Source organism: Dietzia sp. SL131, assembly GCF_026672565.1.
Classification (GTDB): Bacteria; Actinomycetota; Actinomycetes; order Mycobacteriales; family Mycobacteriaceae; genus Dietzia; species Dietzia kunjamensis.
Genome location: NZ_JAPPRI010000003.1, coordinates 1,849,310 through 1,873,160 on the forward strand (window position 1 = coordinate 1,849,310; position 23,851 = coordinate 1,873,160).

Sequence of the window (23,851 nt, forward strand, 5' to 3'; positions counted from 1 at the left end):
AGCCACCCGAACCAGACGAAGTGAGACCTCTGGATCATCACCGCAACCACCGGGAACCACTGTGACCCCAGTCCTCCCCGGGGAACGGTGGTCCGCTGCTCCAGAGCCGGCCGTCAGCCGGCAGCCGCAGCCTTCCACGCCGAGTGGATGGCGCCGTGGATGTAGCCCACCTCGCCGGCGTCGCCGATGACCTCGCAGTCGATGCCCGCAGCGCGCAGCGCGTCGGCCAGGGGCGCGGCGGCGGTGGTGCCGTCGGCGTAGATGACCATGTCGGCAGCGGCGGACTGGGCGCGACCCTTGGCATCGGTCCAGGCGACCGTGGATTCGGTGATGTGGCTAACCTTCACGCGGCGCTGGATGTCGACGCCGTGCTCCTTGGCGTGGCGCACCGCAGTCCAGCGGCGCGGCATAGCCAGCGGCAACCCGAGCTGCTGGGACTCGTGCAGGAGGGTGACCTTGCGGCCGCGCTCGGCGAGGTACTCCGCGAGCTCCAGGCCCACCAGCGAGCCGCCGATCACCACGACGTTCTTGCCCATCGGCAGTGCGATCTTGGTCAGTCGCCGGATCCACGAGGGGCGTTTGGTGATGGTTGAGAGCCGGCCCAGCTTGCCGACCGTCCGGAGAAAGACCCCGGCCTCGTCGGCGGTTGCAGTGCCCAGCATGGTGGCGCGCAGCGAGTCGCCTGTGTGTACGTGCGGCAGGTCCCCGCCCGGGATGGCCGGGGCCGGACGCTTGGCGCCGGTCGCGACGATCACCCGGTCGGCGCCGAGGGCACGGATCGACTCCACCGTGGCTTCGGTGTTCAACCGCACGTCGACGCCCAGTCGCTTGACCTCGGCCTCGAAGAAGCGGATGAGCGGCTCGTTGTCAGGCGTGGTGAGGCTCGAGAACCACATCGTGCCGCCCAGGCGGTCGGCCTTGTCCAGCACGGTGACACGGTGTCCGCGCTCGGTCAGGACCAGGGCCGACTCGAGGCCGGCGGGTCCGGCGCCCACCACCACGACGTGCTCGCGCTTGGGTGCGGGCGTCAGCGGCAGCAGGGTCTCGTTGCCCAGCGCCGGGTTGACCGCGCAGAACGGGGTGTCGTCGAAGAAGTTCTCCGCCACGCAGAGGTAGCAGTTGATGCACGGGCGCACGCGCTCCGGCGTGCCGGCGGCCAACTTGTTGGGCAGGTTCGGATCGGCGAGCAACTGCCGGCCCATGGCGGCGAAGTCGACCTTGTCGTCGTCGATCGCCCTTTCCGCCACCTCCGGCAACATGCGGCCCACGGCGATGACGGGGATCGACACGGCCTTCTTGATGGCCGCGGCGTTGTCCACGTACGCGCCGATGGTGTCCGGGAGGGGGCCGTCGGTGAAGTTGTCGAAGGGGTTGCGGCCCCAGCCGGTCACGTGGATGGCGTCGGCGCCGGCGCGCTGGAAAAGCTGGGAGGCGAGGACCGCCTCATGCTGTTCCAGCCCACCCTCCTGGCCGTACTCCTCGCCGGACACGCGCACGATCACTGCGAGCCGATCCCCCACGCGCTTCTTGACGGCCTCGATCACCTCGCACGTCAGCCGCGCCCGGTTGGCCAGCGACCCGCCGTAGGAATCGGTGCGCAGGTTGTCGCGGCGGTTGAGGAACACGCCCAGGATGTAGCCGTGCGCCACGTGGATCTCGATCGCGTCCGCGCCGGCCTTGGCGATCCGCTCGGCGGCGTCGGCCCACGTCTCGATGAGCCACGCGATGTCGCTGTGGTCCATCTCCTTGTAGACCGTCTTCTTGCCGCCGGTCGCCGCGCCCATCCGACCCAACTCCTCGCCCGTGCTGTCGGCCAGGGCGGAGTAGTCGTAGTCGTAGTCCGGGGTGCTCGGCGCGATGAGGGGGCGGTCGTTGGCGATGTCCACGCGCGCGACCTTGCCGTGGTGCGTGGACTGCACGCACAGCTTGGACCCGGCCGCATGCACCGCGTCGGCCAGCGCCTTGAGGCCCGGGATGTACTTGTCATCCGACAGGCCCGGCTCCTTCATGGACGCCGCGCCCACGGGGAACGCGATCGCGCACGCGCCGGTGATGATCAGCCCGGCGCCGCCGGCGGCGCGGGCGACGTAGTGGTCGATCTCCCGCTGCTCGATCTCGCCGTCCTCGGACACGTTCATGTCCATCGCGGGCAGGACGATGCGGTTGGGCGTCTCCATGGGGCCGATGCGGCCGGGCGACATGAGGCGAGGGAATGAGGTGAGGGTCGTCACGCCGATCATGATACGCCCGAGTTGACGGGTGTCTATAACAGGTTCCAGTTTTTGGGGCGGTGCGTGGTGGTCACCGGGGGGCAAGGGACGACGACGACAACGTCGGCACGGCGGGCGGGTTCCCCCGCTGGGCTATCCGCTGGATCGTCTCGGTGCCCGTGCCGCACCCTCTACCCTCGGAAGCACCATGCCGCCCAACCATGACATCGTCTCGGCCGCGCTCAAGACAGCGACGTCGTTCGTCCTGAACGCGGTCGAAGTCGTGCGTTTCGGTGGCCTTCAGACAGACGAAGAGCAGTCTCCGTTCGAGATCGTCGCACGGCGCCCGATGTTCCGGTTGCGCCGCTACTACCCGCCGGCGGCGGGGGACGCTGGCCAAAGTGCGGTCCACATCGAGGAGGAGGAGCCGTCGAGGCCGCCGATCGTGCTCGTTCCGCCGATGATGATCTCCGCGGAGGTCTGGGACGTGTCCCCCTCGACCAGCGCCGTGGCCGCACTGCACGGGGCAGGTATGGACCCGTGGGTGATCGACTTCGGCGCCCCGGACCTCGAGGCCGGCGGTCTCGAGCGCACTCTCACCGACCATGTGGTGGCCGTGAGCGACGCCGTCGACCTCGTCACCGCGGCCACCGGCCGTTCGGTGCATCTCGGTGGGTACAGCCAGGGCGGCATGTTCTGCTACCAGGCCGCGGCCTACCGGCGCTCACGCGACCTGGAGAGCATCGTGACGTTCGGTTCCCCCGTTGACTGGCGCGGCAATGCCCCGCTCGGCATTCCCGAGCAGGTGGTCGTCACCATCGCGCGCCTTGTCGCCGACTACGTCTTCAACGAACGCCCACTGCCCGGGTGGTTGGCCTCGACGGCATTCCGCCTGCTCGATCCGATCAAGACCGCCCGCTCCCAGGTGGACTTCCTGCGCCAGCTTCACGACCGCGATGCACTTCTCGGCCACGAACGGCAGCGCCGCTTCATCGGGGGCGAGGGATTCGTAGCCTGGTCCGGCCCGGCGCTCGTCGACATGTTGCAGCAGGTGATCGTCCAGAACCGGATGATGGTCGGCGGCTTCGTCGTCGGCGACCACGTCGTCTCCCTCGCCGACATCACCTGCCCCGTCCTCGCCGTCTTCGGCGAGGTCGACGAAATCGGCGTCCCGGCCGGCGTCCGCAAGATCGCGTCCGTCGCTCCCGCGGCCGATGTCTACGATTTTCCGGTCCGCGCCGGGCACTTCGGCCTCGTCGTGGGCTCGACCGCCGCCTCGCTGACGTGGCCCACCGTCGCCAAGTGGGTCGACTGGATCGAAGACCGAGGGACTCGACCGGACGGCATTACCGAGGTCGACCCCGACTCCGTCATCGACTCCTCCCCCACCAAAGCGATCATGCTCGCGGCAGATGGCGCGTTCCAGGCCGCCGGACTCGGGGTCGGCGTGGTGCGCGGTGCGGGGCAGCTCGCCTTGGGCGCCCTGCGGACGACGCGAGCTGTCGGATACGAAGCGGTGCGTGCGGCACCGCGTCTCATCCGGCTGGGGCAGATCCAGCCCGCGACCCGGATCTCGTTCGCCAAGATCATCGGCGAACGCGCCCGGAACCAGCCGAACGACGCGTGCTTCCTGTTCTCCGACCGCGTCCACACGTACTCGGCCGTCGACACCCGGATCACGAACGTGGTCAAGGGCCTCATCACGGTCGGCGTGCGCCAGGGCGACCACGTCGGCGTGGTCATGGAGACGCGGCCCTCGGCGCTGGTCGCGATCGCCGCGCTGTCGCGTCTCGGTGCCGTGGCCGTGCTGCTGCCCCCGTCCCAGTCACTGCCCGAACTACTCCAGCTCAGTTCCGTGACCGACGTGGTCGCCGACCCCGAGCACGCGTCCAAGGTCACCGATGCCGGAGCGCGGGCGCTCGTGCTCGGCGGTGGTGGCGGTGAGCGCGACCTGCCCGGGCACCTCGGCGAGGACGTCGTCGACCTCGAGCGCATCGACCCCGAGGCGGTGGAGTTGCCCCGCTGGTACCGGCCGAATCCCGGCCGAGGGGGCGACCTGGCCTTTGTGTTCTTCACCCGCTCCACGGGCACGTGGCAGACCAAGCTCGTCACCAACCACCGGTGGGCGGCGTCCGCGTTCGGCACCGCCAGCGCTGCGCGTCTCACCACCGAGTCCACCGTCTACTGCCTCAGCCCTCTCCACCACCCATCGGGCCTGCTCACCACCGTCGGCGGCGCAGTGGCAGGAGGAGCCCGAATCGCGCTGTCCCGCGGTTTCGATCCGGCGACCTTCGACGAGGAGATCCGCCGCTACGGCGTGACGGTGGTGTCCTACACCTGGGCGATGATGCGCGAGTTGGTGCGCGGGCCAGTGCATCCCCGCGAGACGCTCCCGACACTCTCCCTCTTCATGGGGTCAGGCATGCCCCGTGGACTGTGGCGGCGGGTCCTGGACCGCTACCCGGGCACACGGGTCCTTGAGTTCTATGCCGGCACCGAGTCCGATGTGGTCCTGGCCAACCTCACCACCTCCAAGCCGGGCGCGCGCGGACGTCCACTGCCCGGCACCGCCGACGTGCGTCTCGTCGAGGCCGACCCCGACACCGGCGCGATCCTCGCCGGCCCCGATGGCTTCGCCATACCCAGTGAGGTCGACGCACCCGGCGTACTTCTCACCCGGCCCAGGCTCGGATTGGACGCTTCCGTGCGCCAACTCCGTGGGGTGTTCCGCCCCGGCGACACGTGGGTGTCGACCAATGACATCTTCGAGCGTGACAGGGACGGCGACTTCTGGCTGCTCGGCTCAGCGAGCTCGGTCGTCCACACCGAGCACGGTCCCGTCTACCCGATCCAGGTCGCCGACGCACTCGGGGATCTGCCCGAGGTGGACCTCGCCGTGCTGTACGAAGTGGATGGCGCTATGGGCCCGGTCGCCGTCGCCGCGGTGAACCTATGGGGCTCAGATCCCATTACCGCGGCCGACATCGGTGGCGCGCTGGCCTCGGTCCCGCCCGCCGGACAACCGGACATCGTCCACGTCGTCAAAGACATCCGGGTGACCAACTGGTACCGGCCGGACCCAAGGGCGCTCGCAGCCCGGGGGCTGCCGAAGGCCGGCCCGCGTACCTGGATCCGCGATCCCGACACGGGCGGGTACGTACGGCTGACCAAGGCTGTGCGGGACAAGCTGGCTCCGCCGACTTCCTAGACCAGTATCACGGTCTCCTCGTGCGCGTTGGTGGTCACCTCGAGGTCGTCGTCCTTGAGCGCCAGGTAGCCGACGATCTCGGCCGCCCCGTGCTGTAGGGGGTACATGGTGACGATGTCCTCCAGGCGGGCGGTGCCGCGGGCCGGGATCAGCGCCCGGATGCGGGAGGCCAGGCGTGCGGGGTCGACGACGACCTGGTCGGTCAGCACCGAGGTGTCGACCTCCTCGGTGTCCACAGGATCGAGCAGGCTGTTGACCTCCGCGGCGGGCCGGGCGGTGAACAGCGGACGATCGGTGGGCAGCGCCACGTCGATGCTGGTCTCCTCCAGCTCCAGCCCGAGGTCCGGCAGCTCGCCCTCGCAGACCTGCAGCGCCGACGTCTCGATCTGGCGCACCAGGTCCAGCACCCGGCGGTTCTCCAGCCACACCTGGTCGTCGGTGAAGCGGCGCAGCTGCTCGGAGATGTTGCGGACCGTCTGCTGGGTGCGCTCCGCGGCCTCCGCCCAGCCGTGGTGCACGGTGCGCAGGCGCCGGTCCGCGCCGAGCTCGTCGATGCCGGTGAGGCGCTCGAGCAGCATGGACAGCTCCTCCTGGCCCGAGGTGGACAGCAGCAGGTCGTAGAAGGCCTGGAAGCTGCGGCCCTGGTCGGAGGAGTCGATCATGCTGCGGCCGTGGACGAGCTCGGCCAGCAGCTCTCCCTTGCTGCCCTGCCACGTGGCGATGCGTTCGCGCGCCGAGCGGTCCAGGGCGCGGAAGTTCTCCTCCACCTGGCGGAAGTCGGCCAGCAGCTCGCGGGCGGTGGTGGCGAACTGCTGGTAGCGCTCGCGCACCGCGGTGCGGTCCAGCAGGCCGGAGGCCGGGTCCTGGCGGAGCTGGTCGATCTCCCGCTCGATGTCCTGCTTGCGGCGCTCGAGTTGGTCCAGGCGCTTGGCGGGGTCGGACTCGGTGCCCTGGGCGATCTGGCGCAGCAGGTCCACCGCGGTCTGCAGGCGCGACTCAGTGCCCACGAAAGAGGTCTCGGACAGGCCCTGCACCCAGGCGTAGGCCTTCTCCAGGGCCGGGGTGGCGTCGTAGTGGATCTCGTCGGCGCCCAGCGGATAGAAACGGCGCAGGAAACCCGCCTCCGGGCCGGCCCAGTCCGCCAGGTACTCGGCGGCCGTGCGCAGGAAGCGCGGGTTCTGTGGATCCTGGGCGTTGATGGCGTAGAGCTGGTCGTCCAGCGCCGCCACCAGCTCGCCCTCCGAGCTGGCGCCCCGGCCCTCCTCCACGAAGAACCGACCCAGCACCGTGAGCAGCAGCGGCGCGTGCGTGGCGCGCAGCATCCGCCAGGCGGGATGCCGCTCGCGCAGCGCTTCGATCTGCGCGTACTCCACGTGGGGCTCCTCGGGGTGGGTGACTGTCGGTGACGGCGGGCCGTGCGCCGAGGGGACAGTCTAGGAGTGCGCGTGCGGGGGCAGAGGTGGTGGGAGGCGGTCACCGCCGTGTGTACGACGACGACAACGTCAGGCCGGCGGGCGCCCACCCGTCGCGGGGCTATGGGCGGGACGGCCCTGAAGTTCGTAATGGATCCCTCCGGAGTCGCCCTCGCCGGCGCGCTGGCCTCGGGCTCCGACTACCGACAATCGGACGTCGCCCACGTCGTTGGCGACCTCCCGGTGACCACCTGGGACCGGCCGGACCCCAGAAGGCTCGCCACCCAGCACCTGCACCGGTGGATCCCAACTACGCACTCTGAATCCCGAGGGCCAATTGACTAGCTGTCTAAATCGCCAAGCCCGAACCCGCGGCCTCCAACCCTTACGCTGGCCTGCTGCGGTGATCTCGGACGGTGGACCCTCCTAAAGTGAGGGACCTACCGAAATGAGACCCAGCAGTGAGTGCATCACGCAGGCGGTTCAGCCAGGAGTTCAAGGATGAGCTGTGCCAGGAGGTCATCACGACCTCGAAGACGATCAAGGACGTCGCGGTGGCCTACGGCGTGGGCCCCGAGACATTGCGGAACTGGTTGAACAAGTACCGCGAGACCCACGGCGGCACGGAGACCGAGGTGACGCTCGATGAGCGGGCGCGACTCAAGGAGCTGGAGCGGGAGAACTCCGAGCTTCGCGCTGAGACGGCGTTCCTGAAAAAAGCAGCGGCTTACTTCGCGCGGGAGCAGCGACCGTGAGCCGATACGAGTACATCGACTCCTGCAGGAACGACCCGTCCGAGACCAACCCGCTCTACAAGATGTGCGCCTGGCTGGCCGTGTCGACCTCTGGGTTCTACAACTGGCTCTCGCGCCCGACCTCGGCCACCGCGGCCCGCAGACAGGCGCTGACGGCCAGGGTGAGGCACTTCTTCGCCGCCACCGACGGCACGTACGGGTATCGGCGGATCCACGCCGACCTGGTCGACGAGGGCACCGAGTGCTCACCGGAGTTGGTGCGTCAGATCATGCGCTCCGAAGGCCTGGTGGCCTGCCAGCCGAGGCCATTTCGGGTCACCACTGAAGCTGACGACGCTGCTGCAGCCGACATGCCTGACCTGGTGGAACGCGACTTCACCGCCGATCGCGCCGGCGTCAAGTTCGTCGGAGATATTACGTACATCCACACGTGGCAGGGGTTCGTCTACCTGGCGACGGTGATCGACTGCTACTCCAAGAAGGTCGTGGGCTGGTCGATCGCCGATCACATGCGCACCGAGCTCGTTGAGACGGCGCTGAAGAACGCTGCCGCGACGACGGTGATCGAGCCGCGGGCGATCTTCCATTCCGACCGCGGCAGCGTCTATACCTCAGGCGACTACCGCAAGCTGGTCACGGACCTGGGGATGCGTTCCTCGATGGGCAGAACGGGCGTGTCCCTCTTAACCGGCTAATTCGATAATCATTGCTGGTCAGCGACACGCCACGAAGTAGCTAATCATCTGTGATGTGAGTCACAAGTGCTACACCTGTTTCCATGAACAGCAGACTCGGCCTTCGGATTGAACGAGATGACCACGGTTGGGTGCTGGCTGGGTCGGAGGCCTCCCGGTTCCAGCTCGTGAATGAGTATCTGCTCTATCTGCTGGATCGGAACTACTCGCCGGCGACGGTTCGAGCGTATGGGTATGACCTGCTGGCCTTTTGCCGGTGGTTGCTCGATCAGGACCTCGACCTCGCGTCGGTGATAACCAATGACCTGCTCGACTATCTCAGGGTCTGCCGGGAGGCGACGGTCCCGGGCCGGGTGGGGACGAACGTGGTGACGATGACTGGCGAGCGAGTGGACCGGTACGCGGCCACGACGATCAATCGGCGCCTGGCGGCGATCTCGGGCCTGTACTCCTTCACTGGGCTCAGGGATCCGAACGCCATCAATCCCGTCCCGCGAGGTCGCGAGGCGCGGTGGCTGGTCGCTGGGGAGAGGTCTGGGATGCTCGCCCACACCAGGAGACGTCGACAGCCCCGCTCGGCGCTGCGACTGCGGGAGGCGAGAACGTTGCCGGTGGCGTTGTCTGCGCCGGATGCGGCGGCCCTGGTCGCGAGTCTGCGGACGTGGCGAGACCGGGCGATCGCGGGACTGATGCTGTGGTGCGGCCTGCGATCTTGCGAAGTGCTGGGGCTGAACGTCACCGACGTCGACATTGGAGGGCGGTGGATCACCGTCACCGGCAAGGGCGCCAAGCAGCGTCGCGTGCCCCTGGATCCCGACGTCGGGGCAGTGATTGATGTGTATCTGCTGGCAGAACGTCCCGAATCCGATTCGGATCGGCTGTTTCTGGTGGCTAAGGGCGCCACCCGCGGGCAGGGGCTGACTCCGGCGGGCCTGCGCACGATCTTTCGGTACCACCGGGAGATCTCCGGAGTCACCGGTGGACATCCACACGCGTTGCGGCACACCTTCGGCACCGTGTTGGCCGAGGCCGGCGTCGACCTGGCGGTGATGCAGGCCCTGCTCGGGCACGCCCACGTCGATACCACTGCCCGCTACGTTCATCTGGCTCCGGTCCACGTGAAAGGGGAGTTCGATGCCGCACGTGCACGCCTTCGCAACCAGGCCCGGTGACGCCGCCGTCACCGGTTCGGGGTTGGTGGCCGAGGACCTGTTGCAGGCCTACCTCGATCGCCTCGCCGCTACGGGCCGGGGAAACGCGGTCTACGAGCGCGCCGCACGGAAGTTCTTGCGCACCTGGCCCGACCCCGAGGCCTGGGCCCAGCAGCCACTTGCCGACCGGCTCGCCGCGGGAAGTCAGACCCGCCCGCTGATCACGTACCTGATGGTTCACCAGGGCCTTCGTCCCGGCTTTGACTATCTGCTCGAACGCAAGCTGTCCTCGATCTGGAGAGAAATCCAGTCCAGCTGGCTGCAGCCGGAGATCGATCGATTTCTGTCTGCATCCGAGGACCTGGGGTTCTCACTGCGGGTGCGGCTGGCGACCGGGTCGCAGGTGCCGGTGCGGCTACTGATCCAGACTGGCCGCCCGATCACCGAGCTGACCCAAAGCGACCTCGATGCGTTCGCCGCAGCCTGCCATGAACGAGGACGGCGTACCGGGACCAGCCACAGCCACTACCTATCGGCGATCAGCACCACCCAGACGGTGCTGTACCACCTGGGCGTGGTCGACCAGCTGCCCCGCGCCGGGGGCCCGATCCCGCTGGCTGAGCGACTGGCCGAGATCACCCCATCGATCCGGGACGAAATGGTCGCCTACCTGGAGCGAAAGAAGGCAACCTGCCAGGTCAAGACCGTCTCGACCATGGCCACCCGACTCAAGCACTTCGGTGTGTTCTTGACCGGCATCGATCCTGACCTTGCCAGCGTGGCCGACCTGGATCGGCGCCACCATATCGAGCCCTGGCTGTCCTCGCTGCCCGACTCGGTCAGCGACAAGGACGGAAAACCGATCAGCAACGGCGACCGCAACCGACGCGTGATCGCCGTGATGACGTTCCTGACCGATATCACCGAGTGGGGGCTGGGACGCGGCCCCCGGCAGGAAAGTGCTCTTCCGCGATGACATCCCCAAACTCCCGCAGGTGCTGCCACGGTACCTACCGATCGACGCTGATCGGCGCCTGCAACAAGCACTGACCACCCATCCCGCGAACGAGCTCGCTGCGCTGGCTCTGCGCCTGCAGCGAGCCTGTGGACTACGTATCGGCGAGCTGCTCGACCTGGAACTGGACTGCGTCCACGAGATCGACGGCAATGGCTCCTGGCTCAAGGTTCCCCTGGGCAAGATGGCCACCGAGCGGATGGTCCCACTCGATGATCAGACCCTCGAACTGATCGACAGGGTCATCCAGATTCGCTCCCACTGCCAGCCGTTGCCTCACCCGCGGTACCGGCGCCGAGCACAGTTTCTGTTCACCTACCTCGGACGCCGACTGACCCAACAGGGCGTGCGCGCCGAACTCAACCACGCCGCCGATATCGCCGGACTCGACCACATCACCTCCCACCAGCTGCGCCACACCTACGCGACCGCACTGGTCAACGCTGGCGTCTCCCTGCAAGCACTGATGGCCCTACTCGGTCACGTCAGCGCCGAGATGAGCTTGCGCTACGGCCGACTCTTCGACACCACCATCCGCGAGGAATACGAACGAGCCCTGGACCTGGCCAAACAGAACACCCCGCCCCAGAACCCGGCACCGGGCAGCCCCGGTGGCCGGATCCAAATTCCGCTGGCCGACATCACCGGCGGACGTCCCTGGCAGGACACGCCGCTGCTCAAATCGCGCATGGCAGGAGGATTCTGTCTACGAGCCCCAGCCCAGGGCGCCTGCACCTACGCCAACATTTGCGAACACTGCCCCAGCTACCGCACAGAGCCTTCATCATTGCCGATCCTGGCGGCCCAACGCATAGACGCCGAAGCACTTGCCCGCGACGCCGAAAGCCGAGGGTGGATCGACGAAGCCGACCGCCACCACAAGCTCCTGAACCGCCTCGATGCGCTCATCGCCGACACGGAAGCGGCCGCAGGATGACCGCCCGCGGCAAGATCAACCTCGTCGAACGCGCCTGCACAGACCTGGCCCGCGAAGGCCAACCGATCACGGTCGTCGCCATCGCAGCCGCCACCGGACTGAGCCGCTCGACGATCTATCGCAGCACTGAACTGCGCACCATCGTCGAGCACCACAAGCACCCCGAAACTCCGATGGCCTCGCTCACAGATGAACTCGCGACCCTGCGAACCGCGGTCAACTGCCTCGCAGAGCAAGTGCGCCGCCACGACGAGCAACTCCGCCGCATGCGCCGCTGACCGCGTTATCCGGCCAACGGCCCATCAGGCCCCCGATTAGCCGGATAATGCTGGGACAACGCGATGGCAGAGTCGTTCTTCTCCGCGCTCAAGAACGAACGCGTCCACCGCACCGTCTACGCCACGAAGCGGCAGGCCAGGCGCGACGTCATCAGCTACATCGAGGGGTTCTACAACACCCGACGACGCCATTCAGCGCTCGGCTACAAGCGCCCGAACGAGGTGCACTACGCTGGCCTCCAGCCGGCAACGGCAGCGTAGAGAAACCATCAACTCCGCTGTCCGAAATCAACGCGGCAGGTCACGCCGACTAAATTGTCCGGGCGTTCGTGCCCCGGCTAGCTTGGTCTCATTTAAGATCGACGCAATGATCCTACTGTCCCAACCCTCTGACGGTCAGCTTGGCGAGTACCTTTCAGAAACCCTCGAATCTGGCGAATTCGACACACTGAGCGTTGTAGTTGCCTTTGCGAAGAACAACGGCGTCTTGCGGTTGCGGGAATCTATGCGGAGATTCCGAGACAGCGGTGGAGACCTGCACTTCTATGTAGGTCTAGACATGAACGGGACATCATACGAGGCTCTAGTAAACCTGCTCGCCGTCGCGACCAGTCTCCGCGTCATTCATGACGAGAACGGTCAGACTTTTCACACAAAGCTATACAACTTTGAGGCGCCGGAGCGGTCGGTGCTCGTTGTCGGCTCTCACAACTTCACTGCGGGAGGGTTGTGGTCCAATTTTGAGACCTCGATTCGGCTGAGCCTGGAAAGCGGGACTCCGGATCACTTGCAAATGCGCCGATCTGTCGACGCCCACCTCAAGCGCCTGCGCGCTCTCACGGATACGACTAAGCTAATCGAAAACGAGGAGGACATCCACACGCTGCTGTCCAACCAATACGTCGAAAAGGAAGTTAAGACGCAGATCCGGCGCCGCCAAGCCGCGGAAGCGACGGCACCCGGCCAACCACTCTTCGGTACCGGGCCGCGTGCGTACTTGCCCTCGCTGCCACGAATTTCTCCTACGGCGCAGGAGGAGCGCACGACGGTGCGGGAGAAATCTGTGACCGCGCCCGGGGAGCCCGAGATAGTCCGGGAGGAACCTGCGAAGGTGCGGGAGGAACCTAGGACCGTGCCGGAGGAATCCACGATCCCGGTTCTCGACGCTAACAAGTCCGGCGACCCAACGCTGTGGCTGGAAACGCGAAAAATGACCGGCGGTTCGCGTAACATTCTCGACCTCTCCAAAACCTCGCTTCTGCACAGCGGCGATGTTGCAGGCACACACTATGAACACACTGAGCCGGGCTTTATGCGCGGGGCAGTCGAGTTCTTCGGAGTCGACCCAGAAAACACCGCGCACGAGAAGGAAATAGTAATTAACTTCGAAGGTATTGACTATTTTGGTAACACCATTAAGTTCCCTGAAGGCGAGCACGCCAATGGCACCTGGAGGGTGCAGATTAAGGGCAAGTCGGCCGACGGAGTGAGGATAACCAAGGTCTTTTCTGAGCTTGCCAGCGGCGGCTACTTCCTACCGCAAAAAATCGTGACCTTCACGCGTGTGCGGGACGACTATTATTACCTATCTGTCTTCAGCGAATCTGACCTAAACGATTTCGTAGATGCCGCGGTGGTAACCGCATACAACGGCCGTACCCAGAACGCCAAGCTGCTCGGCATCTTCTAGAAGCGCGTCAGCCACTCGCGGTGTTTGCTGGCACGATTGCCTGATATTCCGCCGTTGGCCCCGCCAAAGCGCAGCTCGACGGCAACCTCGCTCAGCGCACGACCCTCGGAGACAAACAGGGCGGCGTCGGTCCGGGCACGAAAGGCTTGAGTGAAACCAAGAATATCGAAGTCGAAGCCGTAGTTTGTCGTCCCCGAATAGGGCGGATCAATGTAGACAACTGCGTCTGCAGGAACCTCACCGTCCAAGATCGAGGCGATATCCGTGCGTAACCCGGTGACGCCAGCCATGCGTAGCGTGATCTCACGGACCCGCCGGTACAGCTCTTCCGGCCGGGGCTGCATTGGGTTTGCAGGGCTGCGGCGCACGCTCGTGGCAGTGGGTTGCCAATAGTCTCGGAAAAACGCATTCTTCCAGGCGACGCCGTCCCACCAGAGCTGCTTCCCTCCGAAAGAACAAGACTGCAGGATCGGATAGATTTCCGCCTCAAATTCGGCAGGGTGCTGGCGTGACAGCTCTGCCATGTGTGCTTTTACTCGGCACTTTTCCTCGGGGATGCGGGCGAGATGCTTCTCGAACACCTCGATGCGGAACGTACTCGTACCGACCGCAGCCCAGAAGGCGCCCCACGAACTCGAGTCGAGCATCGTGATGCGCTCAGGAGCAACTCCTCGGTTCACTAGTTCGACGGAGATGGCACCGGACCCGCAGCACAGGTCGAAAAACTGGCTATTCGCGTGTGGTGCGGCATTAAGCAGTATGTCCGCGATCTGCGCGGCGACGCGTTGCTTGCCCCCTTGATAGGTACATGGGACTTTCAGAGGCGGCGTCAAGCTGCGACCCGACGTACGAGGATGCGCGCGTATGAGCGCTGTCCGTCGATCATCCCGACCCCGCCCTTGTCGCCTGGGTCCGGAACGTACCCTACGGCGCTGAGAGTCTCGGCCGTGACGTTCGTTCTAGCGTTACCGTTGGCGAGCATCACAATCTCGAACTGGCTCGGATTGTATCGGTCAAGGTAGGTAATGGGTACTCCAATAAGCCCGTCGTAGTCCGCTGGAATGTCCATCGTGCGACTTACCTCGATCGCGTCGTAATTATCGAACCGCGGATAATCGGAGGGATTGAACTTTCGGGTCAATATCAATTCTTCGTGTCGCCGCGCGTTATCAAGGTTGGTAAACCAGCGCACGCCCTTAACGCGAATAAAGCGCCTCCCGGACTCATCAATGCCGCAGTTCGAGGCACCCAAAGGATAGGAGTCTGGCACGTGGAACTTCCGGTCTCCCGAACGGATGGACACTCCGTACCAGACTTTATTGTCGCGGAAGAGAGGAAAAACCTCGCGGTACGTCGCCGCGTTCATGTTCCCGAGGATAAGAAACTTTTTGTTGTGTTCGACCAGTTGGGCCATGTACTCACGAAAAAGACTGAATGGCGGGTTGGTGACGACGATGTCCGCCTCCTTCAGAAGGTCGACGCACTCCGCGGAGCGAAAGTCCCCGTCCCCCTCCAACCAAGAAATCTCGTTGCCCTCCATGTCGAAGACGGTCTCAAGGTCGAGCGAATCATCGGGCAGGATTAGGTCTCCGTCTGGCGTTCGCGTCACGACAGCGATGTATGGCCATTGGCCCGTCTCTAGCTGGTACTCCTGCCCGGCCACCGGGGAGGATGAATAGCACGTCGACGTTAGACTTGCGAGCCCCAGCTCGTCGAAGTGCAAAAGGAAATACCGGAAGAATGCGGACTCAAAGGGGTCATCGCAGTTACATAGCACGTGCTTGCCGTTGAACTGGCCAGGGTAGTGAGCGAGTTCTTTGTCAACATCTTCGTACTGCGTATAAAATTCGTCCTTCTTTGCCCGAAACGCGCGGTTGAGTGCAGCATTCCTCGGCAAGTCTGACGAAGAGGGTCGGTTGTGCCCCGAGGTCGATGGCTGTGAGATTTCGAGATCAAAGGGTATGCGACCGGTGCGGACCACTGCGGCGAGGAAGGCGTTTACGGCGGTGCTCATGGTGATCCCCAGCTCTTTGAAGACCGCGTTGGCTTCGAGCTTGAGCGGCGGCGCGATGCGGATGGTGGTGGTCGGGTTGTAGTTGATCGTTCTCTCCCAACGCGAACTAGAAGTCTTGTAGCACATTGTAGCACAGCGTCTCTTGCGAGAGAGCGTCCATCAAGAGACGCCACAGTGAGTTCGGACTTCCTCTGGCCCTTCTGAATTGGACGAGCCCCATTGCGCTAGGCGGGCAGATTTCGGAACGCCTTCGGTGGTTCTTAAGACCGAGCCACCTTCGGCGAATTCCTCGCACTAACCAGAATTTTCGGGGAACGTGTCATGGTCCCGAACTTTGCGAATTGAACGTCACAGCTATCTCAGTTCACAGCATTAACGGTGTGTGTGTGAGATAGAGTGCCCCCAGTCGGACTCGAACCGACACTGAAACGGTTTTAAGCCGTCTGCCTCTGCCAATTGGGCTATGGGGGCTCGTTGGCCCCGCCGAAGAGGGGCCGCGTGGCGCGAAGGAAGCCTGGTCGGGCTAGCCGGCCAGGCGGGTCAGCACCGACATCGCGATGCCGTCCAAGATGTCCTTCTCACTCACCGTGAGCTCGGACAACCCCGCGCGCTCTGCCATCACATCACACAGCGCCTGGACCACTATGGAGCCCCCGCCGATTACGTCCGCGCGGCCCGGGTGCATCGGCCCGAGGCTGCGGCGTTCAGTGACCGTCGACGCCACCAGGCGGTCGCACACCTCGCGCATGCGATCCAGCGCGATGACGCTGCCGTGGATCCGCTCGGGGTCGTACTCCCCCAACCCCTGCGCCAACGCAGAGAGCGTCGTGAAGGTGCCGGCCACGCCCACCCAGCGGGCGGCGCGGCCGACCGGGACGTCGCCGGCCTCGGCCAGCGCGTCGGCGATCACGGCCCGTGCCTCGGCGATCTCGTCCTCAGTCGGCGGATCCGAGTGCAGCACCCGCTCGGTGATCCGCACGCAGCCCACGTCGAGGCTGCGGGCGCCGAGTATCTTCACCTCGCCGCGGACTAGCTCGCCCACGACGATCTCCGTGGAACCGCCGCCGAGGTCGGTCACCACAAACGGGCCGTCGGTAGGCGACAGGTCCGACACCCCGCCGGCGAAGGTCAGCTCCGCCTCGGTCTGCCCGGAGATCACCTCGGCCTGCGCGCCCGGGAAGTGCTCGCCGAGCACCTCGGCGGTCATGTGGAAGAACTCGTCCTTGTTGTCCGCGTCGCGGGTGGCGGAGGTGGCCACCATGCGCACCGCCTGCACGCCGAGCTCGGCCATGGTCGCCGCGTAGTCGGTGAGCGCGGTGCGGCAGCGGGAGATCGCGCCCTCGGACAGCCGTCCGGTCGCGTCCACGCCCTCGCCCAGGCGGATGATCCGCATCTCGCGCACCACGTCGGTCAGCCCGGCCTCGCCGGGGGCGCCCTCGGCGACGAGCAGCCGGATGGAGTTGGTGCCGCAGTCGACAGCTCCGACCCGAACACGGCCAACTCGCACTGAGCCGCTGCGTTCCTCTCCGGCAGCCGAACTCACTGCTGGTCCATGGCCATGTAGTCCGGGATCCCCAGTTCCTCGGGAGTCGGCCACTCCTGCGGGAGCGCCGTGCCGCGCAGCCCGGCCTCGCAGGCCAGCGCCACGGACTCGTCGCCCAGCCAGACCACGCCCGGCCCCTCCGCGAGCGCGTACGCCATGAGCACGTGCAGGCATTTGACGCGCTCGGGCATGCCGCCACCGCTGAAGTCCGTGCCGAGGTCCTCGATCTCGTTGCGCTTGGCGAGGAACCGCTCGTGCGCCTGCACGTAGTTGGCGGCCAGCTCGGGCTCCTGGGCCAACCTCGTCGTCATCCCCCTCATGATCCCCGCAGACTCCTGCCGACTCGCCTCGGCGGTGAGCCGCGGATCGGTGAGGTAGTACAGCGTGGGGAACGGGGTGCCGTCCTCCAGCCGCGGCGCGGTCTTGACCACCCCGGGCTGACCATCGGGACTGCGGTAGGACACCTCCAACACGCCCCGCGGCGGCCGGCCCAGCTGGGCCTGGATCGCGTCGAGGTCTTCGCTGGTCACGCTCTGCTCGGCGCTCACGCTGGGGGGTCCTCCTGTGATTGATCTTGGACGCCGCCCGGGATGGGGGCGGCGGGGTCATCGGCGCCGGGCACGCCGGGCACGACCGGCACCGGCGGGGTGTCGGGGCCACCGGGGATGGACGTGCCCTGGAGCACCGCCGAGTCCTCCGGCATGATCGGGTCGGCGGGCTCGGCGATGGAGTTCCACACGCGCGTCTGCCACGGCTGCGCCGCCAGCTCGGCGGCCTTCTGCTCGGCCACAGCCTGTTCGATCGGGTCGACCATCGACACGCGGTACGGGGTCTCCCCCGGCTTCACGGCGCCAAAGCGGATGCGGGCCTGCTGCTCGATGTACGCCGGATCCGAGAGCATCTGCTCCTCGGCCTCGAGCTCGGCGATCGTCGCCTCGAGCGCGGCCCGCTCCTGCGCCACGGTCTTCTCGTCGCGCAGGAACTGGTAGTGATTGCGCAACGGGAACGACACGGTGACCAGCAGGATGATGGCGACGACGGCGAGGAGTCCGATCCGCCGCGGGGTGTAGTTCCGCGGGCCCAACAGGGTGTCGGACAGGTCCGTGCGCGTGGTGAGGCGGTGGGCCTCCGGATGCGCGGTGGTGCCGACCCGGCCGGAGCGGGCAGAGGCCGGGACGGGCCGGTCCCGTTCGCGGCTCGGCGTCCGCCGACGCGTCGGCTCCCGGCGGGTGGGGTCGGCGGGCTGGTCGTTACCGCCCTGCCCGTCGACCCCGTCGCGGCCGACAGCGCCAGGGCCACGGCCGGTGCTACTCCCCCGGTCGGCGGATCCCCGGCCCGTCCCGTTCGCACGGCGACGGATGGCACCCGACGCCTCCCCGGGCCGCCGGGACGCCGCACGATCGCGTGCGTCTCCCCGGCGGTCCGAGGGGCGGGGCGGGCGGGCCATGCGCCTTCCTTTCCGACTACGTGCCCGTCAGCGGTGACCTGCCGACGGGCGGTGTTGGTGCCGTCAGGCGTTGAAGCGCGGGAACGCCTCGGCGCCGGCGTACCGGGCGGCGTCGCCGAGCATCTCCTCGATGCGCAGCAGCTGGTTGTACTTGGCCACGCGCTCCGAGCGGGCCGGGGCGCCGGTCTTGATCTGGCCACAGTTGCAGGCCACGGCGAGGTCGGCGATGGTCGTGTCCTCGGTCTCGCCGGAGCGGTGCGACATCATCGAGGCGTAGCGGTTGCGGTGGGCCAGGTCCACGGCGTCCAGCGTCTCGGTGAGGGTGCCGATCTGGTTGACCTTGACCAGCAGGGCGTTCGCCAGGCCCTTCTCGATGCCCTCGGCCAGGCGCTGCGGGTTGGTGACGAAGAGGTCATCGCCGACCAGCTGGACCTTGTCGCCGATCATGTCGGTCAGCGTCTTCCAGCCGTCCCAGTCGTCCTCGTCGAGCGGGTCCTCGATGGAGACCAGCGCGTACTTGTTGACGAGCTCGGCGTAGACGTCGGCCATCTCGGCGGCGGAGAGCTGCTTGCCCTCGAAGTGGTACTTGCCGCCGGAGTAGAACTCGGTGGCCGCGACGTCCAGCGCGAGCGCGACGTCGGTGCCGAGCGAGTAGCCGGCCTTCTCGATGGCCTCGGCGATGAGGTCGAGCGCGGCGGTGGTGGACTCGACGGAGGGGGCGAACCCGCCCTCGTCGCCCAGGCCGGTCGACAGGCCGCGGTCCTTGATGACGGTCTTGAGGTGGTGGTACACCTCGGTGCCCATGCGCAGGGCCTCACGGAACGTGGGCGCGCCGATGGGGGCGATCATGAACTCCTGCACGTCGACGCCCGAGTCGGCGTGGGCGCCACCGTTGAGGATGTTCATCATCGGCACGGGCAGTACGTGGGCATTGGCACCGCCGATGAAGCGGTACAGCTCGAGGCCGGACGACTCGGCGGCGGCGCGGGCGACGGCCAGCGAGACGCCGAGGACAGCGTTGGCGCCGACGGTCGACTTGTTGGGGGTGCCGTCGGCGTCGAGGAGGGCCTCGTCCACGACGCGCTGATCCTCGGCGGGGATGCCGATGACGGCGGGGGCGAGGACGTCCAGCACGGCCTCGACGGCCTTGGTGACGCCCTTGCCCATGTAGCGCTCGTCCTCGTCACGCAGCTCCACGGCCTCGTGGGCGCCAGTGGACGCACCCGAGGGCACCGCGGCGCGGCCGAACGAGCCGTCGTCCAGAAGCACCTCCACCTCGACGGTGGGGTTGCCTCGCGAATCGAGGATCTCCCGGGCTCCGACCTGCTCGATAAGCGCCATCTGTGCTCCTAGGGGGAAGTTCGTGGGTTCGTGTGCGTGGCCGGCGCCGCTAGGCGGGCGCAGTCCGCTGGCCATTGTTCCACGTCGGTCTACAGGGCGGGACGAGGCTGGGCCGGGGGCGCTCACCCCGCCCCCGCCTGGCCGGCCTTCGCCCCCTCCGGGGTTGCGCGTCCCCTATGTACGCCGCCGGCCCGGGTACGCACCCGGTCTGGTCCATTCCGGGCGCATACCTCTCCCCAGCCGCCCTCGCTCAGCTCCACACGTGAGCAGGATCGACGTGCTGGCCCACGTCCATCGCGTCGTGGAGAACCCCGCCCACCACGAGCATGTCCGGGTCGAAACGGCAGACCAGACAGACTTTTCACCCGCGCTCACCGTGAGGCGGAATGTCGCCGTCACCCAGGTGACCGACCGTCGGCCACTGCTCGTGCGCGGATGTACGCGGTGGCGTCGTCCAGGTCCGAGTCGCCGACATCCACGTAGCGGCCCGCCGCCACGTCAGCCCAGCCCAGCTCGACTGCTGCACGAAGTGTCGCGAGCCTGACTGCGTCCTCACCATCCCGGCTCTGCATACTCATCACCCCTGTCGAGAAACTATGCCAATCCTGCGGGTCCGGCACGGCCTGCGTGAATACGAACCAGCCCGCAACCAGAACTCTGGCCGCCGCGGGCCCGTGTCGTCGTCGCCATCGTCATGGACTTCGTCCCGAACGCGCCGCACGCCGGCTCCCCACGCTCGCCCCCGGCGGCTCGGCGGCCCGGCGTCTCGGCAGCTCGGCGGGTTGCCCGCCAGCGGGCGCCGACGGTGACGTACCCGGCCCCTAGAGTGAGCCCGACCCCGCCAGGACCATCCAGGAGGACTCAGTGGACTCACCCGCCCTCATCACCGCCCGCAACCGGGGCGGCAACTGATGGCGACCCGGTCCCCACGCAAGACCTCCGCCAGGCGCAAGACAAGCGTCAGCTGCAGCAGCAGCCACCCGTTCCACTCGCCATGGGCAAGGAGACACCGACCGTCTGATCTGCGGAGACTATCGCGTATCCGGCGTCGGCCACGGCTTGGGATACGGCCTGGGTAGTCGCGGTTCCGGTCGTTGTCATACTTCCTGCCTGCAAGTTGACTTCGACGCCGATCACGCCGGGCAATGCACCAACAGCGGCTTTCACGGACGAAACGCAATGCCCGCAGGTCATCCCCTGAACTTGGTATGTGGTGGCCGTCATCGTCTTAATCCTTTCGCCGAACGCCGTGGGGCGATCCCACACCAGAATCATATACCCCCGGTGGGTACATGATTCGAGTCGTCAGGTTTCTTCACGAGATCTTGACCTTGGCACCGAGGGAGCGAGGTGGGCGCCCCAGGACACGTTGCCCGAGGCTGGTCGATCGGGCTCGGAGAACCGCGGTTTTCGGACTGGCCCCTGAAAGCACCCTCTGCCGGTGCCCTACAGCGCCCATCATTTCCTGCTGCTCTGCGGAGCCGGCCCCGGTCACGGCTGACCGCCGAGCTGGAACGAGATTATCGATCGCGGTAATCCGTTAAGGTGACTCCCATCGCTCAGCGACCGGCCTCGATGTTCGACCGCGAGAAAGGGGAGAGACCGTCATGTCCTCAGGGATCGTGTCCGTGGCTCTGGTGGCGCTGTCTGTCGTTGCTCTCTTCTATGCACTCCACCGCGTGGCCAGCATTACCTCCGACCCGTTGACAGTCCTGCCGGCCCAATCCGGGTGGGCACCGCAGGAGCACGCCCTGTCGCGGTTCCACGCACGCTGGTACCTCGCCTCGATCGTGTTTCTGGCCTTCGACGTCGAGATGCTCTTTATGTACCCGTGGGCCGTGGTGGTGATCGAGAAGGGGCTCTCTGCGGTGGTGGAGATGTTCCTGTTCCTTGGTGCCCTGCTAGTCGCCGTGGCCTGGGCACGGCGAGAAGGCGCATTCCGATGGGCTTGAGCCCGTTTCTCGCCCGCCTCGCCGTCCAGGCCACCCGGGTGCTCGTCGTCGAGGCCCCGGGCCAGTGGGCGACTCGGATGGAGCTTGAGCAACAGCTACTCCGTCGCGGGTGGCGGATAGCCAGTAGTCCGGCTCAGGGGGACGTGCTCGTCGTGTGTGGTGCGCCGGGCCCTGAGCTGTCGGATCTGGCGAACCGCCTCTGGGAGCAGATGCCCGGCCCTCGGGTGCGCATCGGCATCGCCTCGCCCGGAGCGGTGGTTCCCGCCCTCGACAATGCCACTGCGCTCCTGCTCGACACTTCCCATCACCGGACCGACGCCCGCGAACGGGCGCAGGAGCCCTCGATGTCCGATCACGCGAACAATGCTGATGGCGAAGGGCACGAAGGGCACGTGGGCCACGAAGGACACGAGGAACACCAGGGCCACGGTGGACACTCGGACCACGAAGAGCACGCGGATCGCCAGGCGCACGAGGGCCACGAAGACCATGGCGGGCATGGTGGCCACGAGGGCCACGCAGACCACGGCGGGCACGAGGGCCATGAAGGCCACGGGGATATGGACATGGCTCCCGCCGGGATTCCCTTGGCCGAAGGCGGGGAGGACCGCGACGGCCTGGAGATGGATGTTCTCCATCTGCCGCTCGGTCCGGTATTGCCGTTCTGGCCGGCCGGGCTCGTGCTGCACTGCTCGCTACAGGGGGACGTTGTCGTCGACGCCACCGCCTCGGTGATCGACGCGACGGAGCACAGGGCCGGAGCACCCGGTCGGCCCACGGACCACGCGTCTGCCACGGTGACCCAATGTGATCAGGTCATGGCACTGCTGGCACTGGCCGGTGCCGAAGACCTGGCGGACTGCGCCCGCCGTGCCCGGGACGGGATTCTGACGGGCGATCCCGGTGCCGCCCGTGACGCCGTCGAGCGTCTGCACCGGAAGGTTCGCAGGTCGCGGCTGCTGCGCTGGTCATTGCGGGGCGTGCTGCCGCTCGGCCCGGCCGATCTGGAGCGCCACGGCTTGCCGGGGCACTGCCTCGGGGATGCCCACGACCGGTTGCTGGCCCAACTGGAACGGATCCGCGTCGAGGTCGGCGGCGCAACGCCGGACCGGGCGGATGGCGGCTCAGCGCAGGAATCTGCGGACAAACTAACTGTGCCGTGGGCGGTGGTGCCGGACCTGGTGACCGGTTTGGAGCTGGGCACTGTGCGCTTGGCGGTGGCGAGCCTTGATCTGGGCTCGCATCCTGCCGTCCGGGAGGTGGGGCATGTCTGAGACCGTGGTGACGACCGTGTCCGGTGGGTGGGCCGTGCTGGCCGGGGTGATCCTGTGTGGGCTGGCGTTGTTCGCGGTGGCGCTGGACGGGGTGCTCTCGTCGCCGGCGCGGGGCGGCGGTCGTGGCGGGCCCACTCCCCTGGCCCGTGCGGCCCGTCTGTTGCGGCAGCGTCGCCGCACGACGGTCGCCGCGGACACCCTGCTGTGGCGGATCGGCGGCGCGGGCATGCTGGTCGGGGCGTTCCTGATGATCGCCGTGATCCCGCTGGGCCGCTGGACACTGGCGGACCTCGACGTGGGAGTCGTGTGGTTCAACGCCGTCGACGTCATGGTGTGGGCCCTGGTCTGGCTGGCGGGGTGGGGCGCCAACTCCATCCACGGTCTGGTGGGCGGTTACCGCTTCCTCGCGCACGGGCTGGCCTATGAGCTGCCGCTGATGTTCGCATTGGTGGCCCCGGCGATCGCCGCCGGCAGTCTGGCGGTGGGCGACGTCGCGGCCGCGCAGGACGGCGTGTGGTTTGTGGTGTGGATGCCGGTGGCGTTCCTGGTCTTCCTGATCGGCGTGACCGGCTTCTCTGTATGGGGTCCATTCGCCCCGGCCCTGTCCGCGGACATCGTCGGCGGGGTGACGGCCGAACTCTCGGGGGTCGATCGGCTGGTCCTGCAGGCCGGGCGCTACCTGTTCCTCACCGCCGGGGCGGCGTTCTCGGTGCCGCTCTTCCTCGGCGGTGGTGCCGGGCCCGTCCTGCCCGACTGGGCGTGGGTGCTGGTCAAGACAGCGCTGGTGCTGACGGTTCTGGTGTGGGCGCGGCGCAAACTTCCGCTGCTGCGACCGGATCGGTTCATGGAGATCGGCTGGACTGTCTTGCTCCCGGCCGTCGTGGCCCAGGATCTGCTTGTGTCCCTCGTCGTGGTCTGGAAGGGCTGAG

General features: G+C 66.9%; 20 protein-coding genes, 1 tRNA gene and 2 pseudogenes. 11 read left to right on the forward strand and 12 right to left on the reverse strand.

Features of this window, described 5'->3' with window-relative positions:
• Positions 1–113: 113 nt before the first annotated feature.
• Positions 114–2,240, reverse strand: coding sequence for an NAD(P)/FAD-dependent oxidoreductase (locus tag OVA21_RS09450; protein WP_067712864.1), 2,127 nt, complete (start codon positions 2,238–2,240; stop codon positions 114–116).
• A 178-nt stretch (positions 2,241–2,418) separates the two neighbouring features.
• Between OVA21_RS09450 and OVA21_RS09455 the strand changes: the two genes are divergently transcribed.
• On the forward strand, positions 2,419–5,418 hold the full coding sequence (locus OVA21_RS09455) for an AMP-binding protein (protein ID WP_268092327.1): 3,000 nt from the start codon (positions 2,419–2,421) through the stop codon (positions 5,416–5,418).
• Here OVA21_RS09455 and OVA21_RS09460 read toward each other — a convergent pair.
• A complete protein-coding gene (locus OVA21_RS09460; protein WP_268092328.1) occupies positions 5,415–6,791 on the reverse strand; it encodes a DUF3375 domain-containing protein in 1,377 nt (458 codons plus the stop codon). The two genes, OVA21_RS09455 and OVA21_RS09460, sit on opposite strands and share 4 nt — an antisense overlap.
• Positions 6,792–7,291: 500 nt before the next feature.
• On the opposite strand from OVA21_RS09460, the pseudogene OVA21_RS09465 reads away from it, so the two are divergent.
• The 7 genes and pseudogenes from OVA21_RS09465 to OVA21_RS09495 all read left to right on the forward strand — a co-directional run.
• Positions 7,292–8,262, forward strand: a pseudogene (locus OVA21_RS09465) (IS3 family transposase); the annotation flags it as partial.
• A 101-nt stretch (positions 8,263–8,363) separates the two neighbouring features.
• Complete coding sequence (locus tag OVA21_RS09470) at positions 8,364–9,452, forward strand: tyrosine-type recombinase/integrase (RefSeq protein ID WP_096906459.1); 1,089 nt, start codon at positions 8,364–8,366, stop codon at positions 9,450–9,452.
• A 25-nt stretch (positions 9,453–9,477) separates the two neighbouring features.
• A complete protein-coding gene (locus OVA21_RS09475; RefSeq protein WP_268092329.1) occupies positions 9,478–10,407 on the forward strand; it encodes a hypothetical protein in 930 nt (309 codons plus the stop codon).
• Positions 10,391–11,383 carry a tyrosine-type recombinase/integrase gene (locus OVA21_RS09480; RefSeq protein ID WP_268092330.1) on the forward strand — a complete coding sequence of 331 codons (993 nt, stop codon included), beginning with the start codon at positions 10,391–10,393 and terminating at the stop codon, positions 11,381–11,383. The genes OVA21_RS09475 and OVA21_RS09480 overlap by 17 nt, the downstream gene beginning before the upstream one ends.
• Entirely contained in the window at positions 11,380–11,661 is a 282-nt protein-coding gene (locus tag OVA21_RS09485; RefSeq protein ID WP_007632371.1) for a DUF6262 family protein, read from the forward strand. The genes OVA21_RS09480 and OVA21_RS09485 overlap by 4 nt, the downstream gene beginning before the upstream one ends.
• A 48-nt stretch (positions 11,662–11,709) precedes the next feature.
• Positions 11,710–11,922, forward strand: a pseudogene (locus OVA21_RS09490) (integrase core domain-containing protein); the annotation flags it as partial.
• Between the two features lie 106 nt (positions 11,923–12,028).
• Positions 12,029–13,351 (forward strand): phospholipase D family protein, encoded by a 1,323-nt coding sequence (locus tag OVA21_RS09495; RefSeq protein ID WP_268092331.1) that lies wholly within the window; start codon positions 12,029–12,031, stop codon positions 13,349–13,351.
• Here OVA21_RS09495 and OVA21_RS09500 read toward each other — a convergent pair.
• The 9 genes from OVA21_RS09500 to OVA21_RS09540 form a co-directional block, all read right to left on the reverse strand.
• Entirely contained in the window at positions 13,348–14,184 is an 837-nt protein-coding gene (locus OVA21_RS09500; RefSeq protein ID WP_260488171.1) for a hypothetical protein, read from the reverse strand. The genes OVA21_RS09495 and OVA21_RS09500 overlap by 4 nt on opposite strands.
• Entirely contained in the window at positions 14,181–15,491 is a 1,311-nt protein-coding gene (locus tag OVA21_RS09505; protein ID WP_260488173.1) for a type II toxin-antitoxin system RelB/DinJ family antitoxin, read from the reverse strand. Before OVA21_RS09505 ends, OVA21_RS09500 begins: the two co-directional genes overlap by 4 nt.
• Positions 15,492–15,762: 271 nt before the next feature.
• Positions 15,763–15,836: transfer RNA gene (locus OVA21_RS09510), tRNA-Leu, on the reverse strand.
• Between the two features lie 52 nt (positions 15,837–15,888).
• Complete coding sequence (locus tag OVA21_RS09515) at positions 15,889–16,872, reverse strand: Ppx/GppA phosphatase family protein (protein ID WP_268092333.1); 984 nt, start codon at positions 16,870–16,872, stop codon at positions 15,889–15,891.
• Positions 16,873–16,904: 32 nt separating this feature from the next.
• Complete coding sequence (locus OVA21_RS09520; protein WP_268092334.1) at positions 16,905–17,456, reverse strand: DUF501 domain-containing protein; 552 nt, start codon at positions 17,454–17,456, stop codon at positions 16,905–16,907.
• On the reverse strand, positions 17,453–18,355 hold the full coding sequence (locus tag OVA21_RS09525; RefSeq protein ID WP_268092335.1) for an FtsB family cell division protein: 903 nt from the start codon (positions 18,353–18,355) through the stop codon (positions 17,453–17,455). Before OVA21_RS09525 ends, OVA21_RS09520 begins: the two co-directional genes overlap by 4 nt.
• Positions 18,356–18,418: 63 nt before the next feature.
• A complete protein-coding gene (gene eno / locus OVA21_RS09530; RefSeq protein WP_268092337.1) occupies positions 18,419–19,696 on the reverse strand; it encodes a phosphopyruvate hydratase in 1,278 nt (425 codons plus the stop codon).
• Positions 19,697–20,091: 395 nt separating this feature from the next.
• On the reverse strand, positions 20,092–20,268 hold the full coding sequence (locus tag OVA21_RS09535) for a hypothetical protein (protein WP_268092338.1): 177 nt from the start codon (positions 20,266–20,268) through the stop codon (positions 20,092–20,094).
• 388 nt (positions 20,269–20,656) lie between these two features.
• The gene (locus OVA21_RS09540; RefSeq protein WP_311200806.1) at positions 20,657–20,971 is read right to left on the reverse strand and encodes a heavy-metal-associated domain-containing protein; all 315 of its coding nucleotides are present in this window, start codon (positions 20,969–20,971) and stop codon (positions 20,657–20,659) included.
• Between the two features lie 332 nt (positions 20,972–21,303).
• On the opposite strand from OVA21_RS09540, the gene OVA21_RS09545 reads away from it, so the two are divergent.
• Entirely contained in the window at positions 21,304–21,648 is a 345-nt protein-coding gene (locus OVA21_RS09545; RefSeq protein WP_007626392.1) for an NADH-quinone oxidoreductase subunit A, read from the forward strand.
• Positions 21,649–21,743: 95 nt separating this feature from the next.
• Here OVA21_RS09545 and OVA21_RS09550 read toward each other — a convergent pair whose 3' ends face one another.
• Positions 21,744–22,193 carry a hypothetical protein gene (locus tag OVA21_RS09550; protein ID WP_254050713.1) on the reverse strand — a complete coding sequence of 150 codons (450 nt, stop codon included), beginning with the start codon at positions 22,191–22,193 and terminating at the stop codon, positions 21,744–21,746.
• 21 nt (positions 22,194–22,214) lie between these two features.
• Here OVA21_RS09550 and OVA21_RS09555 point away from each other — a divergent pair, with 21 nt between their 5' ends.
• Positions 22,215–22,922, forward strand: a complete 708-nt coding sequence (locus OVA21_RS09555) for a hypothetical protein (protein ID WP_223210110.1) — start codon at positions 22,215–22,217, stop codon at positions 22,920–22,922.
• On the forward strand, positions 22,915–23,850 hold the full coding sequence (locus OVA21_RS09560) for a complex I subunit 1 family protein (RefSeq protein ID WP_017836399.1): 936 nt from the start codon (positions 22,915–22,917) through the stop codon (positions 23,848–23,850). The genes OVA21_RS09555 and OVA21_RS09560 overlap by 8 nt, the downstream gene beginning before the upstream one ends.
• The last annotated feature ends 1 nt before the right edge of the window (position 23,851 follow it).

Coding starts and splice junctions, on each gene's coding strand:
- OVA21_RS09545 (WP_007626392.1), top strand. CDS start 21,304: ATGTCCTCAGGGATCGTGTCCGTGGCTCTGGTGGCGCTGTCTGTCGTT.
- OVA21_RS09560 (WP_017836399.1), top strand. CDS start 22,915: ATGTCTGAGACCGTGGTGACGACCGTGTCCGGTGGGTGGGCCGTGCTG.
- OVA21_RS09555 (WP_223210110.1), top strand. CDS start 22,215: ATGGCTCCCGCCGGGATTCCCTTGGCCGAAGGCGGGGAGGACCGCGAC.
- OVA21_RS09540 (WP_311200806.1), bottom strand. CDS start 20,971: ATGATTCTGGTGTGGGATCGCCCCACGGCGTTCGGCGAAAGGATTAAG.
- eno (WP_268092337.1), bottom strand. CDS start 19,696: ATGGCGCTTATCGAGCAGGTCGGAGCCCGGGAGATCCTCGATTCGCGA.
- OVA21_RS09525 (WP_268092335.1), bottom strand. CDS start 18,355: ATGGCCCGCCCGCCCCGCCCCTCGGACCGCCGGGGAGACGCACGCGAT.
- OVA21_RS09485 (WP_007632371.1), top strand. CDS start 11,380: ATGACCGCCCGCGGCAAGATCAACCTCGTCGAACGCGCCTGCACAGAC.
- OVA21_RS09550 (WP_254050713.1), bottom strand. CDS start 22,193: ATGGCCCTCGTGCCCGCCGTGGTCTGCGTGGCCCTCGTGGCCACCATG.
- OVA21_RS09495 (WP_268092331.1), top strand. CDS start 12,029: ATGATCCTACTGTCCCAACCCTCTGACGGTCAGCTTGGCGAGTACCTT.
- OVA21_RS09505 (WP_260488173.1), bottom strand. CDS start 15,491: ATGTGCTACAAGACTTCTAGTTCGCGTTGGGAGAGAACGATCAACTAC.
- OVA21_RS09455 (WP_268092327.1), top strand. CDS start 2,419: ATGCCGCCCAACCATGACATCGTCTCGGCCGCGCTCAAGACAGCGACG.
- OVA21_RS09450 (WP_067712864.1), bottom strand. CDS start 2,240: ATGATCGGCGTGACGACCCTCACCTCATTCCCTCGCCTCATGTCGCCC.
- OVA21_RS09535 (WP_268092338.1), bottom strand. CDS start 20,268: ATGCAGAGCCGGGATGGTGAGGACGCAGTCAGGCTCGCGACACTTCGT.
- OVA21_RS09470 (WP_096906459.1), top strand. CDS start 8,364: ATGAACAGCAGACTCGGCCTTCGGATTGAACGAGATGACCACGGTTGG.